This window comes from Psychrobacter sp. BI730 (genome assembly GCF_013414195.1).
Classification (GTDB): Bacteria; Pseudomonadota; Gammaproteobacteria; order Pseudomonadales; family Moraxellaceae; genus Psychrobacter.
This window is the reverse complement of record NZ_JAATTV010000014.1, coordinates 70021-85329: the sequence shown is the minus strand read 5'-3', so window position 1 is coordinate 85329 and position 15309 is coordinate 70021. Positions and strand designations below refer to the sequence as shown.

Below are 15309 nucleotides of genomic sequence, written 5' to 3'. Positions count from 1 at the left end.
GTAGATATTATCCTTTTTATTATTTTACTGTAGTAGCGTCAGTCAGTGTGGCACCCGTCAAGGCCTGTAAGTCTTCAAAGCTAATGCCATCGACCATTTCGGTGACTGCTAAGCCTTTATCGGTGACATCAATGACACATAAATCAGTATAAATGCGATCAACGCAGTTTTTGCCAGTCACAGGATAAGTAAGCTCGCTGACGATTTTAGGGTCGCCAGTTTTGGTGGTGTGATTGGTCATCACAAAGACTTTTTTGGCACCGACGGCTAAGTCCATAGCGCCGCCAACTGCAGGTATTGCATCTGGCGCACCCGTGCTCCAATTGGCTAAGTCGCCATTGGCAGCCACTTGGAATGCACCTAGTACGCAGATATCAAGATGACCACCACGCATCATCGCAAAAGAGTCGCCATGATGAAAGAAGCTGCCGCCGTCGAGCATGGTAACGTACTCTTTTCCGGCATTAATCAGCTCGGGATCTTCTTCGCCTTTAGCAGGTGGTGGTCCAAAAGCTAATAAGCCGTTTTCTGAATGCAAAAAGACATCTTTATCATCCGGTAGGTATTTTGCAATTTTGGTCGGTAGTCCGATGCCTAAATTGACATAGGCACCATCTGGAATATCTTGTGCAGCGCGCTCAGCGATTTGATCGCGGGTCAAAACAGTGTAGGAAGTATGGCTCATGATTATGATCCTTATAATTAGCAGTATTAAGCGGTGGCTGTAGTAGCTGTGCTAGAAAGTTAAGCGCTAGCAGATTCAGTGCTAGCAGGCTGAATTTGCACTACATGCTGCACAAAAATACCCGGTGTAATAATGTGTTCAGGATCAAGCGCGCCAAGCTCAACTGTTTCGGAGACTTGGGCGATAGTTACTTCAGCTGCCATTGCCATGATAGGACCAAAGTTACGGGCAGACTTGCGGTACACCAAGTTGCCCCAACGATCGCCTCTAGAAGCTTTGATTAAAGCAAAATCAGCCTTGATCGGATATTCAAGAACATAGTCTTTACCATCGATTTCTCGAGTCTCTTTACCTTCTGCGAGTAAAGTGCCAAAGCCTGTGGGCGTATATACCGCACCGAGTCCCATACCTGCTGCTTGAATACGGCAAGCCAGATTACCCTGTGGTACGAGCTCCAGCTCAATCTTGCCAGCATGATAAAGCTCATCAAATACCCAAGAGTCCGATTGACGCGGGAAAGAGCAAATGATTTTACGCACAGCACCTGTTTTTAAGAGCTTGGCAAGGCCATGGTCGCCGTTACCGGCATTATTATTAATGATGACCAAATCCTTTACGCCTAAATTAATAAGCCCATCAATCAGTTCAGCAGGTTGACCCGCTGTGCCAAAGCCACCAATCATGATGGTGGCGCCATCTTTGATTTGACTAAGTACGTCAGTTATATTTTTATCAGCTTTATTAATCATGTTTATATCCTATAAAAAGTCATATGAGGTAGTGTCTTTAAAATTAATAAGTGGTACATGGGTTAGACTCATTGCTCTGACACTACTTAATTTTTTTCGTAAGAGACTTGCTCTTAATTGGCTTCATTATTAGAGGTCGTTAATGAGATAGATGATGTTGGTAGTAAGCGTTTTTTGGTCAGAATATAGTGAGCAATCATGCCGATAAGAATGCCCCAAAACACAGAGCTTAATCCCAAAAAGCTCATACCCGATGCTGTCGCCAAAAAGGTAATTAACGCTGCATCTCTTTGCTCATCATTTTTCATAGCAATGGTGATATTGGCAGAAATGGCACCGATTAATGCAAGACCGGCCAGTGCCGCGACAAGCTCTTTTGGAAGCAAGCTAAATACCATCACGATACTGCCAGCAAATAAACCGCCAAATAAATAGAAGATGCCATTAGCAACACCTGCGATATAGCGCTTTTCCTTAAGTTCATGCGCATCTTTGCCAGTACAAAGCGCGGCTGTGATAGCGGCAAGTACGATAGTAATACCGCCGACACATGCAACTGCTAAAGAGGCGAGGCTTGTAACACTCACAATAGGCTTGGCTGGCGTGTCATAGCCACTTAGATTTAAAATAGCCATGCCGGGTAAAAACTGGCCAGTTAAGCTCACAAGGATGAGTGGTATAGCGAGGTTAAACGTTGAGTTCCACGACCATTCAGGGGCAATAAAAGTAGGTATGGTAACGGCTAAATCGAAATGGACAGGGTTCATTTTGCCAAGTAAGACGCTTAAGATAACACCGCATATCAATACCCAGATCATCGTATAGCGCGGCGAAAAGCGTTTGGCTAATAGGTAGCAAGCCAACATGCTAAAGACGATAAATGGCATGCTATCAGTGGCTTTAAATAATTCTAAGCCGAATTGAAATAGGATGCCTGCCATCATGCCAGCGGCAATACCGTTAGGAATCCATTTTAATATTTTGTCGAAGTAACCGGTCGCTCCAACAATAAATATGACAATCGCTGAGATGATATAACCGGCAACAGCTTCATTAATACTCATCTGTGGAAATAGGGTAACCAGTAAAGCGGTACCAGGGGCGGACCATGCTGTAATAACCGGTGTTTTATATTTAATAGATAAATAAATACCAGGAATGGCAGCACCGATGGAGACACCCCAAATCCAAGACGCCATCATGGCATCTGAAACTTGTGCGGCTTGTGCGGCCTGAAAAAAAATAATCAAAGGACCCGCATAAGAAATAAGAACCGCTAAGAACCCTGCAACCGATGCAGATAGCGACCAGTCGTTTTTTAAGGTTTGGATTACAGAGGCCATATTGCTTCCTTGCAAATTAGCATTCGTTACGGGGTTGCAAATTAAGATGCATGCTACTAATTGGCAGATTTATTATTAGCCTTCGTCGCCACCGCCCACAGGAATGGTACTACCAGTAATATAAGAAGACTCATCGGATGCTAAAAACAAGATGGCATTGACTTGCTCATCAATCGTGCCGTAGCGTTTCATAAAGGTGCGATCAATGGTCTGATCAACCACCGCATTCATCCATGATTTTTCATCATCAGTTAATGGTTTGGCGTTACGTGGAATCTTTCTGGGCGGCGCTTCAGTACCGCCAGTTGCCACAGCATTCACACGGATACCATCGTTTGCATACTCAAAAGCGAGCGATGCGGTCATGGCGTTCACGCCGCCTTTCGCTGTCGAATAGGGTATGCGGTTGATACCGCGCGTTGCGATAGAGGACACATTAACAATAGTGCCTGATTGCTGTTTGACCATCGATGGCAATACTGCATGGCAACACCATAATGTTGGAAATAATGAGCGGCTGATTTCCTTTTGAATCTCTGCTTCAGAGAAGCTGGTAAAAGGTTTCATCCATATAGCGCCGCCGACATTGTTGACCAATATATCGATACGCCCATAGCTATCAAGTGCCTTATCAATAGCCTCTTTAGCACCTTGACGGGTTTCAAGGTCAGCTTGAATGGTAACGGCTTGTCCACCATTGGCAATAATTTCAGCCAACACTTCTTCTACAAGTGGAGAGAAGTCTGCCATGACGATTTTGCCGCCCTCGCTTGCCAAGCGTAGTGCAACCCCGCGCCCGATGCCTTGGGCGGCACCAGTAACGATACATACTTTATTATCAAATCTTTTACTCATGACAGTCTCCTAAAAATCTTGCTCATGCTTTGCTAGTAGAGTAATACGGCTAAGCTATGTTATTGTTCACTGGGCGTGAATTTTTCATAGTAAAAATTGCACGGTTTTAGATTACTGCTGTCTAACCAATTACTCACCGCATCCACCATCCCTAACGGACCACACAAGTACACATCGACGTCACCATCGTTCAGCCACTCATTATCAACATGACCGGTAACATAACCTTTACGCTCATGACTACTATCTTCTGTGGCGACACAGGTGCGGTAGTCAAACCAAGGGTGGTTTTGTTTGACCTCCTCTAATTTTTCGACTTCTACCAGATCAAAATCGTTGGTGACGCCGTAGACCATCCTGACAGGATGATGAGCGCCCGATACTTCTAAGCTTTTTAGCATGGATAGGAAAGGTGCGATACCTGTACCGCCTGCCAAAAACAAAGTAGGACGAACGACTGGTCGCAAATAAAAGCTGCCGAATGGACCTTCAAAGTCAATCTCTTGACCAATGTGGGCAATGTCTGACAAGAATGTGCTCATCTTACCGTTAGGGATATTACGTACGACAAACTCTGCCTCTTTAGTGCTAGGCATAGAACTAAACGAGTAGGAGCGTGTCTCGTTAGAATCAGGAATGCTGATATTGACATACTGTCCTGGCAAAAATACTAGCGCATCTGGATTATCGACTTCGACGCCAAAGTGAATGGTAGACTCAGACAGTACATTCAGCTGCTGTAGTTTGCCTTTGAATACAGACTTGCCAACTTTGCAAGCTTCAGAGGAGGTTGGTACTTTGATCACGCAGTCGCTTTCAGGAATCATCTGACAGGTGAGTACATAACCTTCTTCAGCTTCAGCTTCTGTGAGTGCATCTTCGATATACATATCAGGGTGCATGTCATAGCTGCCAGATTCACAATGGCAACGGCAAGTACCGCAAGCACCATCTAGGCAGTCCACAGGGATATTAAATTTTTGACGATACGCTGCTTCGGCAACTGTTTCGTCGGCTTCACACTTGATAAAGCCCGTGACGCCGTCTTCGAACTGTAGAGCAATATTATATTCCATGAGAAATATCCCTTTTCAACACGTATTAATTAAAAGCTAGTGACTAAGTAATGAGTGAATAATGATTAGACGTGATAGACATCCATGATTTGATGAACATAGTCGTCTTTTAAGACCACATACTTATCTAAAATCTTTGGTTGGTCTTGAGTCATGTCTATTTTGTACTGAGAGTAACCCCAATACGTGTTGGTCTCGTGATAGCGAAAGGACTTGTTGATCCAGTTGAAACGCACCGTCACAATACCGTCATTGTTTTCGAGTAATTCAATATTTGATAAATTGTGCGTGGTACGTGTATCAGGTATGGTCGCTGATGAGCGCTCAGTCTCGATGCGGAAGATACGATCTTCAAGACCACGGCGGTCCGGATAATAAATCAGCGAAATTTCTCGTTGTGGGTCGCTGATGAGCTGACCATCATCATCCCAACTTGGCATCCAAAAAGGGCAGTCTTCATCGTAATAAGTGAGCCATTCTTCCCATTTTTTCTCATCCAATAAACGCGCTTCACGGTATAGAAACTGTCTAATGTCTTCAATGTTAACAGTTGTGTTTTTCATGATTGATATCCTTATTTTTTGTCAGTTCTACAATAAATAGCAGAGTAATAATAAAAATGTATTAGTCGCTATTAGCACCGTGTAGCTGCTGCTCTTGCTCTAGAGCTTTTTTCATCTCTTCATGCCAGTAGCGATGTTGGACGGTATATAGCCCTTCATCTTCAGTCTTAACACCGCTCATTAAAGGTTTTAGGTCAATAGCGGCAGCGCCTTCATCTGCTCCTTGAATCCAGTGCTCGGAGCCTCGGCACATATCATTCCATTCAAGTTTGATACCGTTATAACCTTCTTGGCATGAGCGGAACTCTTCTAAGTCATCTGGTGTTGCCATACCAGTTACGTTAAAGAAGTCTTCATACTGACGGATACGGCGTGCACGTGACTCATCGCTTTCGCCTTTTGGTGCGATACACCATATGCTGACTTCAGTTTTGTCAACCGCGATAGGGCGGAGCATACGAATTTGTGAGCTGAACTGATCCATAATGTAGACGTTTGGATATAGGCATAAGTTACGTGAGCGTCCAATCATCCAGTCCGCCATTGCTTCACCGTATTTAGCGACATAATCATCGCGATAGGCATAGTTTGGACGGTCCTGTGGGTTTTCCCACTGTGTCCATAACAGCATGTGTCCGTTTTCAAAAGAGTAGAAACCGCCACCTTGACGTCCCCATTTTCCAGCGTTCATGGCTTTGATGTTGTCTTCTTTGACTGCTTCTTGTTCTTTACGACGTGCAGTGGTAGCCGCATAATTCCAATGCACAGCTGATACGTGATAGCCATCAGCACCGTTTTCAGCTTGCAGTTTCCAGTTACCATCAAAGGTATAGGTTGATGTGCCGCGTAGAACTTCTAGACCTTCTGGCGACTGATTGACAATCATGTCAAGAATTTTGGTAGAACCACCAAGCCAGTCTTCAATTGACTGAACATCATCATTTAAGCTAGCAAAGATAAAGCCTTTATAATTGGCCATTTTCACTTGTTTTAGGTCGTGTGAACCTTCTTTATTGAAACATTCTGGGTAGCCGGCGTGTCTTGGGTCTTTAACTTTAAGCAGCTTACCTGAGTTGTTAAAAGTCCAACCGTGAAACGGGCAAGTGTAAGTGGCTTTATTGCCTTTCTTATGACGGCAGAGCTGTGCACCACGATGTGAGCATGAGTTAATCATGCAATGCAGCTCGCCTTCTTTATTGCGGGCAAGAATCACGGGCTGACGACCGATGTATGAGGTGTAGTAGTCATTGTTATCAGGAACTTGAGACTCATGAGCCAAATAGACCCAGTTGCTCTCAAAGATGTACTTCATCTCAAGCTCGAACAGCTCTTCGTTAGTGAAGGCGCTACGATGCAGACGATAAATCCCTTTTTCACTGTTCTCTTCTAAAAAATCATCAATAGTGATGTCTGATCCTTCAGGTACTAGATTGATACGCTCGCTCATGGCTGCCTTCCTTGTATAATGACGGTATAAAATGAGATTAGAATTTTACGTTTGATACGGCAACTGAGGGCATATCAAACGTAAGTCGCTAGTAGTGATCAATTAATTAATGCTATTTAATATGAGTGCTCATTAACCTTGCGCACGGCGTCGTTCAACTTCACTGCCTTGTACAGCTTGGTCAATGTCTTTTACTAAATGAAAATCAAAATCGATACTGGCATATGGCTTATCAAGACCTTGCTCTTTTAACTTATCAGCGTCTTCAATCATATTTACTTCGGGAACTAGACCCTCACGACTAGCAAATGCAAAGTCATCCCATAGATATTCATCACCGTCGATATTGATTTGGGTGGTTAATTTACGATAACCGTCTGCACTAGCGAAAAAATGAATGTGAGCTGGGCGATGACCATGACGTCCTAGCGCGCCCAATACTTTTTGCGTCATTCCTTCTGGTGGTACCGAGTAACCTAGCGGAACGATGCTGCGGAATGCATAATTGCCGTTCTCATCTGTAATGATGCTACGACGCAAGTTGAAATGAGACTGTGATTCATCAAAGAAAGAGTAGTTACCTAAGCTGTTGGCATGCCATACTTCAACTTTGGCATTTGGAAGAGGTTTTCCGTCTTCACCATAAACAGTGCCTTGCATAAATAGCACGGTACCATTGTCAAGGTCAGTGCCGTCATCTAGACGCGCAAAGCCTTTTTCTTCTGGCGCACCAGCGACATAGAGTGGACCTTCAATAGTACGTACAGTCCCGCCATCAAGACCTGCTGCTTTGAGATCTTCTTCAATCATCAAATCCATAAAATGATCAAAACCAAGACCTGGTGATAACAAACCGGCTTCTTTGCCTAAATCACCAATGAATTCAACTCCAGACCAATATTCATCGGCGGTGATTTTTAAGTCGTTAATGGTTTGCATAAGGTCGGTCACGATACGCAAGACAATCTCTTGTACGCGTGGATTTACTTGCTCAGGGAAGTCGATTTTGCCTTTGATGAACTGAGTGGCTAATGCTTCAATTTGGCTGCGTTCCATGTCTCTCTCCTTGTTGAGGACTATTTAAAAGGTAGTTATAACGAGTACTCTTACTCAAATTTTATTCATTCACTGCTTATTTTTGGAAACAGGTGCCCGTTGGTCTGGTATAGACCAATAATTATTAAAAAATGGGTTAAGGCGCTATTATTTGATTAGCATCAAAAGTAATAATGAAATCTAGTAATAGCGTTATGAGGCACTAACTATCATCATCGCGAATAGAAGAAGGATGACGAAGTAGAGGGGTGACCTCGACTTTCATATAAGGGTAAAGTGGTAGCGACATCATAATGTCGTGTAGTTCTTCATTACTTTCGACATCGAAAATACTAAAGTTAGAATACTCTCCTGCTAAGCGCCAAATATGACGCCACTTACCTTGTTCCTGCAGTTTGTGTGATAGCGCTTTTTCAGCTTGCTTAAGCTCATTAACTTGATCAGCATTCATATCTGTCGGTAACAACACATCCATTCTGACGTGATATAACATAATTATGTCCTTATATTTTATGGTTAGTCATATGGCTGATATTTGATCTACATCAGCATTTATTTTACGGAGCTTTTGGCAGAGCACTATCAAGCCCCAGCGTGAGAGTCGCTTAAGTAAGTTCCTCACGTTATAGGATTTGAGGATGATAAGTTTGCTTGTCTGGCATAGTGATAGACTTTGTCGCTATCTACCTCGATACCTAGGCCAGCACCAGTTGGAATAGTCAAACCAAAATTTTGATAATCAAGCGGTTGAACTAAAACATTCTCTGTTAATAGCAACGGGCCAAACAGCTCCGTGTCAAAGTTCAAGCTAGGATAAGTAGAAAACACATGCGCTGATGCAGCAGTACCAATGGGTCCTTCTAGCATCGTCCCGCCATAAAGCTCGATACCTGCTAGATGTGCCATTTGTCCGATAAGGCAGGCAGCTTTTAATCCACCAGCTTGATTGATTTTTACAGCAAAGACATCAGCACAATGATCCGCTGCCAATTGGAACGCATTATGTGGATCTTGCACGACTTCGTCAGCCATAATAGCCACGTCAAAGTGCTCAGTTAAACGCTTCAGCGCTGATGTATTACGCATTGATACTGGTTGCTCGATTAAATCAACACTGCCATTCTGTAATAAATTTATACCTTTCATAGCTTCAAGCTCTGTCCATGCTTGATTGACATCAACGGTGATGCGGCAATCAGGTAAGGCTTGTTTAATAGCTAACACATGGGCGACATCATCAAGGATAGGGTTGCTGCCTATTTTTAATTTAAAAATCCGATGCTTTCTCTGTTCAATCATTTGATGAGCTTCAGCGATATCGGTATCAGTATTTCCGCTAGCAAGCGTCCATGCCACTTCGATACGATCACGGACGCGACCGCCGATGAGCTCGCTGATAGGTAGATTGAGTCTTTTGCCTTCGATGTCGAGTAGAGCAGTTTCAATCGCGCATTTTGCAAAACGATTGCCGCTGATGTGGGTATTCAATAGCTGCATTGCTTTTGCTGTGCTTGTAGGCTTTTCTTTCATCAAGAGAGGGGTAAAGTAAGTATCGATATTAGTTTTGATACTATGAGGACTTTCTTCAGCATAACTTAAGCCGCCAATCGTCGTTGCTTCGCCCCAACCTTCGTAGCCATCTTCGGTTTGGATATGCACCAGAACCAATACTTGTTCATTCATCACGGTACAAGCCAGTTTATGCGCTCGAATAGTAGGTATTGGTACTAGTAAAGTATTAATTGAACGAATCATATCTGTCCTTAGTATAAAATTTTGGCTTCCTTATGCTTAATAAGAACTATAGGTGTTAAATATCGACATGTCTAAGACCTATTTAGTCTTTTTTAATACTTTTTAGGTATTTTGTCGAAAGGTAGGTGGTATGTTATGTTCTTTAGGTATGGATGTTTTGTATATGAAGTAGGTGATGGATAAAAGGGAAGAAATTAGAACGACTTAGGATAGAAACAATAGGAAGTCAATCAAGGAAGAATAATGGAACTCAGGCATTTACGCTATTTCATAGCCGTGGCAGAAGAAAAAAGCTTCAATAAAGCAGCTGCTCGTTTATACATCTCGCAGCCACCACTTAGCCGGCAGATAAAACAGTTGGAAGAAGAGATTGGCGTTACGCTTATCGATAGGGAGAATCGTCCCTTGAAACTCACTGAGGCTGGCGAATTTTTTTATGATCATGCTATTCAAATTTTAAAAAAATCAGACGATCTGCGTACTATGACTATTCGTAAGGGAAATTTTGATAATTCGCTCTCAATAGGCTTTGTATCATCTATATTGTATGGCATATTGCCGAGAGTAATATCCCGTTTCAGAGAAGTTCATCCGAATATCGAAGTTAAATTGTATGAGCTAAACTCTTGGCAACAAATGCAAGCATTGACAGAAGGTAAGATAGATGTAGGTTTTGGCAGGTTATTATTTGAAGATGCTTCTATTAGGCGAATGGTGCTTAGAGAGGAAGATTTAGTAGTTGCTGTTCCTATCGAACACCCATTATCAAAAGAAAAACGCGACAGTTTAAGCTTGATCAATTTAACAAATGAAAACCTCTTACTTTATCCAACAGCACCGAGGCCGAGTTTCATTGATTACGTATTAGAACTATTTGAAAATCGTAATTTGAAGGCGAATTATTTCATGGAAGTACGTGAATTGCATATTGCCCTAGGGTTAGTAGCAGCAGGAGAAGGGTTGACTATCGTACCAAAGACACTTGAGCATTTACGTCATCAAGAGATAACCTATATCCCATTTGAAGAGGGGATATTAACTTCGCCAATCGTGATGAGTGTCAGGCATTTCGATAAGTCTGAATTACTGGAAACGTTATTAGATGTTACTTATCAAATTTATGATGAAGAAGGCTTCATATATAAGCGTGAAAAAATTTGATCAAGTATAAGTTTTAAGGGCTTTACTTATTTAAGGCAAAAGTAATAGGCATACTAACATCGTCAATTTTTCTATAAAAATCGCTAATAATGCTAAAGTAGCAATCAAAAGTTCACATTAACTAAGGTTGCTATGTCTAATATAGAGTCCAATACAGAAAAACCAATACTTAAACAGAGTATCGCACTGTCAGAGAATAGCAAATATACATTTGATGATATAAGCACAGCGAAGTCTGCTTTCTTAACACTACCAGTCGTTATACAAACTGCACTAGAGCAAGCTAAACGAGTCGTGCTAATTACAAATAATCCTGCTGTCACCACGGCTCAGCTTGAGATGTTGTTACAGCCCGATGATGTCTTGGTGTTATTTAATCACTTTATTCACGCTGATTTCTTTGCCAGCCATCAGTTAGCTAGTTTACTGCCTAAGCTGCTGTTTTTTCGGCAGATTGGTGACAGTAAGCTGCATTTTGGCCTACCGCCTAGAAGCAATCATATATCAGTAGTGGAGCAAATGGCCGAGACCGCCCCGCTAGGGGTATTGACGAGCAACCAGCCTTATCAGTTTCCAACATTGGCTGATGACCCAAGCCCTAATGACGATCCTATCACTGCTCATCGCATCTTAGATATTCCTTCGAACATGCAAAAACTATTATCAAGCCCTACCTATCACAGTGTGCTATCAGAGCATCATAAAGTCGTTGCTGACTATCCATGCTTTACCGATATTCATTCGTCAGCACCTTCATCAGGTTTTCTATTGTATCGGCTGATGCTGGTAGCTCGAGCATACTTACAGCATATTCAAAACACGAAACTACCGTTAGAGATAGTAATGATTGGTTTCAATGACAATGATAAAACTGCTCACTTTTGGCACGGGCATAACTGGGATTTTGAACGTCAGGAAATGAGTCGACCACTTATAGGAGTGACTATTCATCGGTACTAGAATATTGATTAACTAAGTTATGTTTAGCTAAAAGTAGTTAAACATAAGGAGCGTCGGGACAATGAGCGCGCTTTATCTCGTTGTCACTAGGATTTCGTAGTATAGCTATCGGTAACGACTGTTCCTCTGTCCAATCAATTAGCCTCATGTCGGAAAATTGGGACAGCCATCCTGCCATGGGCCAACAGTGCCATTGCTGATGATAAGCGATATCGGCAGTAAGGTAAAAATCGATATCTAATCGACGTGCTGTAAAAGCAAAATCGGTATCCTCTGCGCCATAACCTGTATATTGGGTGTCAAAACCGCCAATTTTATCAAAAGTCTGTCGATTGAGAGCGAAGCATAGACTCCAGAATGCACCGTAATCATCAGTCTGTTTGATAGCTGTTTGCTCTGTTTCAGTAGGATATGAGTCAGCTTCATCAAAATTATAACGATAAGGGTTATAGACAGACAGCTCGTCTAAAATAGAGACAGGCAGATGGTTGATTTTTAATTGCGTACTTTCTTCTGGTGATAAAGGTCGCGTTAGATAGCGCGGTTGACCCATCAAAAGCGCATTAGGATATTGCAGAAGCTTCTTATACATTTGCTCAATAAACGTAGGCGCTACGATACAATCAATATCCAAAAAAATTAGCATATCGTGAGTTGCCTGCAATGCCCCAAGATTACGGTTATGTCCGATATCAAACTCTGTAGTTGTAGTATCACCACCATCATTCACAGTCGATTTAACCGTAGTCGGTAACTTCACAATGTTTAATGAGAATTCAGCTAACCGATTGTGATCGGCGTCGTCGTTGACGATAATGACTTCGGCTGGCTTCACACTACTATTTTCTAGACTACTAAGTAGGTTATAGAGATGACGATTACGACCATAGCAAGTCGTAATGACGGTCATCGGTACAGAATCAGAAGTCGTACTAGCGTTACTTGTTGGCTGAATGGTCATCGTTTATCTTTACCTCGCTATCAGGTTGCCTGTTACTTTTAATAAATCAGTATTTAATAAGTCAGTATTTAATTGTTGATTCAGGTGTTAAGTTGAGTCGAAGAAGCAACCAGTTTTCAAACCAAAGCTTAGTAGTGGGATAATCAGTGATGCTATGCATAAACACTTGAGCGCCTGTTGTCGTAGCCATGTTGGTTTCCTCGCTGCTATCTTCCTCACTGCTCTTTTCTTCAATGCTATCAACCGATGTAGTAGGGTGTTGCTTGCTTCGGCTATGAATTGTTTGGGCAATAGATTCAGGTTGACCGTCATTGACGCTCATTAAGGTTTTAAACTGCTGCCAATTTAGCGCTTTATTTTGAGTAACTAACGCTTCAGCCATGACGGCTTGTTCATTATGAGGTCTATCATCAGGCACTACTATGAGCGGCGTATCGTAATGATATGCTTGCGCGACAGCGTTTAGGCCACAAGCCATCATTAGATAATCGCTATGACAAATGAATGGTGTGACGTCATCTACCTCAGCTGAGATATCGACATAACATCGTTTGTCATCGTCTATAGGCCCGAGAGAGACAATTAATGTATCAGGTAGCAGTGAGCGCAACTCTGGTAATTTTTCGTCAATCGCTTTGTGTCCACCGTAGCCTTTAATGACGGTGATAATAGGTGTTGTAGCTTTGGACTTGTCTGTTAACTTAGCCTTGTCAGATGGTAAGCTTGTAGTTTCAGGAACAAAAGTTTCTTGATCAACGCTTAATTTTTCCAAGATATCTATAAAGCTCTCATAAGTATATGACTCAGATTTTTGAGAGTAGATAAAGTCAAGATAGAGCGTTTTATCACAGATCCACTCAGATGTCTGGGCAGATTCTAACGCTTTAGGATAAGGCGCTAGTAAGGCAAGTGCGCCAGCAAATGCACCCAAATGTGGCGCATCATCGCGAATACCAGGAAGCCTAACGTAAAGGTAAGGAATACTTGCCGCACGGCAGAGCATTGCCACCTCGACGCTGACATCGATAATCATCAGATCAATCTTACATTGAAAGATAGTGTCTAGTATTTGGTGACTGCGTTTTTGAATGTCGCCATTGCCTACGGGCGAGTAATGTAGGCTGGCTGGTTGCCAATATTCTCCTGCACGACCTGCTAATATGTCGTTGGGTCGTTCATCTTCTGCATTTAAACGTACGATTTGTTGTTCATCAATAGCGGTAAAACGATAGCTATTTATATCTAAGCTCGTAAATACCGTTAATTGCGCTCTTGCATCATTAGGTAGCAATGCAGCCAGTTTGTCTGCCTGTCGGCAATGTCCTGAGCCATGATGATGCGCATAATATCCGATACGCATCATTATGATCCCTCAGAAAAGCTAACAAGACTGCTATCAGTTTCAACTGGCGCTTGATTGAAAAATTGCAGGGAGTCTTTTGTTAAATCAGACAGCTCATAGCTGTTGATACTGTTGATGTAGCTTTCTGAATTATTTTCTATCAACACAGTTCTATTTTTTAACGCTGCTCGGTACAGTTCCAGATAGCCGTCTACCATGGCTGACACTGAACAAAACTGCAAAGCACGGTCACGGCAAGCTTGGCGTGATATATTTTTAATCGTAGCAAAGCCATTGATAAAGGCGGCTTTGTCTTTTTTAGGTACGATGACTCCTGTCTCTGGAGTAATAATTTCGGCACTGGCTCCTGCATCAAAACCAATGACTGGTGTGCCACATGCCAAACTCTCAGCTAAGGTCAATCCGTATGGCTCGTCCCAAGTATTGGTAAATAGCATGGCAGTTGCTCGGCACAAGTAATTGTTAATCTCGTCCTTGGTGACATGACCTACATAACTGAATAGTTTGTCATCGCCACTCTTACTGTCTTTAAATAACAAAGGGGCTACTTTTTGATTGAAGTAGTCTTCGTTGCTTTTAGGTCCTGCTATGATAAGTTTTTTCCCAGCTTCCATGCAGTACCGCATGGCTAAATGAGTGCCTTTTTCAGGGCAAATACGTCCATACCAAAAATATACCTCGTCATCGCTATCATTAGTATTGCCAAGCGATTCTGTATTGGCAGTAAAGGATTCGACATCAATGCCGTTATACACCACTTGTGAAGGGACAAACTCAGCGAATAACTGCTGTTGGTGCTTACTAATCGCTGTAAATTGAGTGGTTGTACCAGCGCGCAGTGTTAAAAGCGCTAAACGTAACTGTGGAAAAATAGGCGTATGAAAAGTGGTAAAAAACCTTTCGCCAAATGCTTGGCCTGTCATCATCGGAATATGATGCAAACTGTGGTTATGTACGATATCAATTTCACCGCGCTCATCACGTTCGATAATATCCCGTAAGGCTATCTGATAGGTGAGATATTGATACATCTCTTCACGGCCCATGGCGACCGTTTCATGCTCATTATCATAGACCATCTTGTTAAACTCATGACGAGTCAATAATGGCACCAACGTTGCTTTCGTCTCGCTATCTTTATGAGCGTAAAGCAATACCTCATGGCCTTGCGCCACTAGCTCATCACAAATCAATTGGGTAATCATTTCTAGACCACCCGCGTAAGGCTGGGCAATGGGATACAGTGAATGCGCGATAATGGCAATACGTAGCGGTGAATTCGAAGACCTAATCATGTTTTTAAGACCTTTATAGTTATAAGCACCATGGCTATAA

Annotated in this window: 15 protein-coding genes; 2 read left to right on the top strand and 13 right to left on the bottom strand. The window is 42.4% G+C overall.

The genetic code is table 11. The features are described 5' to 3' along the window. Window positions 1–19: 19 nt before the first annotated feature. The 10 genes from HCZ91_RS11100 to HCZ91_RS11055 form a co-directional block, all read right to left on the bottom strand. The gene (locus HCZ91_RS11100; protein ID WP_179799438.1) at window positions 20–685 is read right to left on the bottom strand and encodes a 3-oxoacid CoA-transferase subunit B; all 666 of its coding nucleotides are present in this window, start codon (window positions 683–685) and stop codon (window positions 20–22) included. A gap of 59 nt (window positions 686–744) precedes the next feature. Then, complete coding sequence (locus HCZ91_RS11095) at window positions 745–1434, bottom strand: 3-oxoacid CoA-transferase subunit A (RefSeq protein WP_179799437.1); 690 nt, start codon at window positions 1432–1434, stop codon at window positions 745–747. Window positions 1435–1547: 113 nt separating this feature from the next. Continuing rightward, window positions 1548–2777 (bottom strand): benzoate/H(+) symporter BenE, encoded by a 1230-nt coding sequence (gene benE / locus HCZ91_RS11090; RefSeq protein ID WP_179799436.1) that lies wholly within the window; start codon window positions 2775–2777, stop codon window positions 1548–1550. Window positions 2778–2852: 75 nt separating this feature from the next. Then, window positions 2853–3632 carry a 1,6-dihydroxycyclohexa-2,4-diene-1-carboxylate dehydrogenase gene (locus HCZ91_RS11085; protein WP_179799435.1) on the bottom strand — a complete coding sequence of 260 codons (780 nt, stop codon included), beginning with the start codon at window positions 3630–3632 and terminating at the stop codon, window positions 2853–2855. A gap of 59 nt (window positions 3633–3691) precedes the next feature. Further along, the gene (gene benC, locus HCZ91_RS11080) at window positions 3692–4708 is read right to left on the bottom strand and encodes a benzoate 1,2-dioxygenase electron transfer component BenC (protein WP_179799434.1); all 1017 of its coding nucleotides are present in this window, start codon (window positions 4706–4708) and stop codon (window positions 3692–3694) included. A 65-nt stretch (window positions 4709–4773) separates the two neighbouring features. Then, window positions 4774–5271, bottom strand: a complete 498-nt coding sequence (gene benB, locus HCZ91_RS11075) for a benzoate 1,2-dioxygenase small subunit (RefSeq protein ID WP_025643600.1) — start codon at window positions 5269–5271, stop codon at window positions 4774–4776. 61 nt (window positions 5272–5332) lie between these two features. Then, on the bottom strand, window positions 5333–6718 hold the full coding sequence (benA, locus tag HCZ91_RS11070) for a benzoate 1,2-dioxygenase large subunit (protein WP_025643599.1): 1386 nt from the start codon (window positions 6716–6718) through the stop codon (window positions 5333–5335). A gap of 132 nt (window positions 6719–6850) precedes the next feature. After that, window positions 6851–7774, bottom strand: a complete 924-nt coding sequence (catA, locus tag HCZ91_RS11065) for a catechol 1,2-dioxygenase (RefSeq protein WP_179799433.1) — start codon at window positions 7772–7774, stop codon at window positions 6851–6853. A 202-nt stretch (window positions 7775–7976) separates the two neighbouring features. Further along, window positions 7977–8267 carry a muconolactone Delta-isomerase gene (gene catC, locus HCZ91_RS11060; RefSeq protein ID WP_179799432.1) on the bottom strand — a complete coding sequence of 97 codons (291 nt, stop codon included), beginning with the start codon at window positions 8265–8267 and terminating at the stop codon, window positions 7977–7979. Between the two features lie 125 nt (window positions 8268–8392). Then, complete coding sequence (locus HCZ91_RS11055; protein WP_179799431.1) at window positions 8393–9529, bottom strand: muconate/chloromuconate family cycloisomerase; 1137 nt, start codon at window positions 9527–9529, stop codon at window positions 8393–8395. Between the two features lie 243 nt (window positions 9530–9772). Between HCZ91_RS11055 and HCZ91_RS11050 the strand changes: the two genes are divergently transcribed. Further along, window positions 9773–10690 carry a LysR family transcriptional regulator gene (locus tag HCZ91_RS11050; RefSeq protein WP_179799430.1) on the top strand — a complete coding sequence of 306 codons (918 nt, stop codon included), beginning with the start codon at window positions 9773–9775 and terminating at the stop codon, window positions 10688–10690. Between the two features lie 132 nt (window positions 10691–10822). Next, window positions 10823–11650 (top strand): hypothetical protein, encoded by an 828-nt coding sequence (locus HCZ91_RS11045; protein WP_179799429.1) that lies wholly within the window; start codon window positions 10823–10825, stop codon window positions 11648–11650. A gap of 37 nt (window positions 11651–11687) precedes the next feature. Here HCZ91_RS11045 and HCZ91_RS11040 read toward each other — a convergent pair whose 3' ends face one another. From HCZ91_RS11040 to HCZ91_RS11030, 3 genes are all read right to left on the bottom strand, one after another. Beyond that, window positions 11688–12611 (bottom strand): glycosyltransferase, encoded by a 924-nt coding sequence (locus HCZ91_RS11040; protein WP_179799428.1) that lies wholly within the window; start codon window positions 12609–12611, stop codon window positions 11688–11690. A 61-nt stretch (window positions 12612–12672) separates the two neighbouring features. Then, window positions 12673–13974 (bottom strand): hypothetical protein, encoded by a 1302-nt coding sequence (locus HCZ91_RS11035; protein WP_179799427.1) that lies wholly within the window; start codon window positions 13972–13974, stop codon window positions 12673–12675. Further along, complete coding sequence (locus HCZ91_RS11030) at window positions 13974–15269, bottom strand: glycosyltransferase (RefSeq protein ID WP_179799426.1); 1296 nt, start codon at window positions 15267–15269, stop codon at window positions 13974–13976. The genes HCZ91_RS11035 and HCZ91_RS11030 overlap by 1 nt, the downstream gene beginning before the upstream one ends. Between the last annotated feature and the right edge of the window lie 40 nt (window positions 15270–15309).

What these genes read in the sequence shown, in the direction of transcription:
- catC (WP_179799432.1), bottom strand. Translation starts at nt 8,267, where the DNA reads ATGTTATATCACGTCAGAATGGATGTGTTGTTACCGACAGATATGAAT.
- HCZ91_RS11055 (WP_179799431.1), bottom strand. Translation starts at nt 9,529, where the DNA reads ATGATTCGTTCAATTAATACTTTACTAGTACCAATACCTACTATTCGA.
- HCZ91_RS11040 (WP_179799428.1), bottom strand. Translation starts at nt 12,611, where the DNA reads ATGACCATTCAGCCAACAAGTAACGCTAGTACGACTTCTGATTCTGTA.
- benC (WP_179799434.1), bottom strand. Translation starts at nt 4,708, where the DNA reads ATGGAATATAATATTGCTCTACAGTTCGAAGACGGCGTCACGGGCTTT.
- catA (WP_179799433.1), bottom strand. Translation starts at nt 7,774, where the DNA reads ATGGAACGCAGCCAAATTGAAGCATTAGCCACTCAGTTCATCAAAGGC.
- benA (WP_025643599.1), bottom strand. Translation starts at nt 6,718, where the DNA reads ATGAGCGAGCGTATCAATCTAGTACCTGAAGGATCAGACATCACTATT.
- HCZ91_RS11095 (WP_179799437.1), bottom strand. Translation starts at nt 1,434, where the DNA reads ATGATTAATAAAGCTGATAAAAATATAACTGACGTACTTAGTCAAATC.
- HCZ91_RS11050 (WP_179799430.1), top strand. Translation starts at nt 9,773, where the DNA reads ATGGAACTCAGGCATTTACGCTATTTCATAGCCGTGGCAGAAGAAAAA.
- HCZ91_RS11085 (WP_179799435.1), bottom strand. Translation starts at nt 3,632, where the DNA reads ATGAGTAAAAGATTTGATAATAAAGTATGTATCGTTACTGGTGCCGCC.
- HCZ91_RS11035 (WP_179799427.1), bottom strand. Translation starts at nt 13,974, where the DNA reads ATGATGCGTATCGGATATTATGCGCATCATCATGGCTCAGGACATTGC.
- HCZ91_RS11100 (WP_179799438.1), bottom strand. Translation starts at nt 685, where the DNA reads ATGAGCCATACTTCCTACACTGTTTTGACCCGCGATCAAATCGCTGAG.
- HCZ91_RS11030 (WP_179799426.1), bottom strand. Translation starts at nt 15,269, where the DNA reads ATGATTAGGTCTTCGAATTCACCGCTACGTATTGCCATTATCGCGCAT.
- HCZ91_RS11045 (WP_179799429.1), top strand. Translation starts at nt 10,823, where the DNA reads ATGTCTAATATAGAGTCCAATACAGAAAAACCAATACTTAAACAGAGT.
- benE (WP_179799436.1), bottom strand. Translation starts at nt 2,777, where the DNA reads ATGGCCTCTGTAATCCAAACCTTAAAAAACGACTGGTCGCTATCTGCA.
- benB (WP_025643600.1), bottom strand. Translation starts at nt 5,271, where the DNA reads ATGAAAAACACAACTGTTAACATTGAAGACATTAGACAGTTTCTATAC.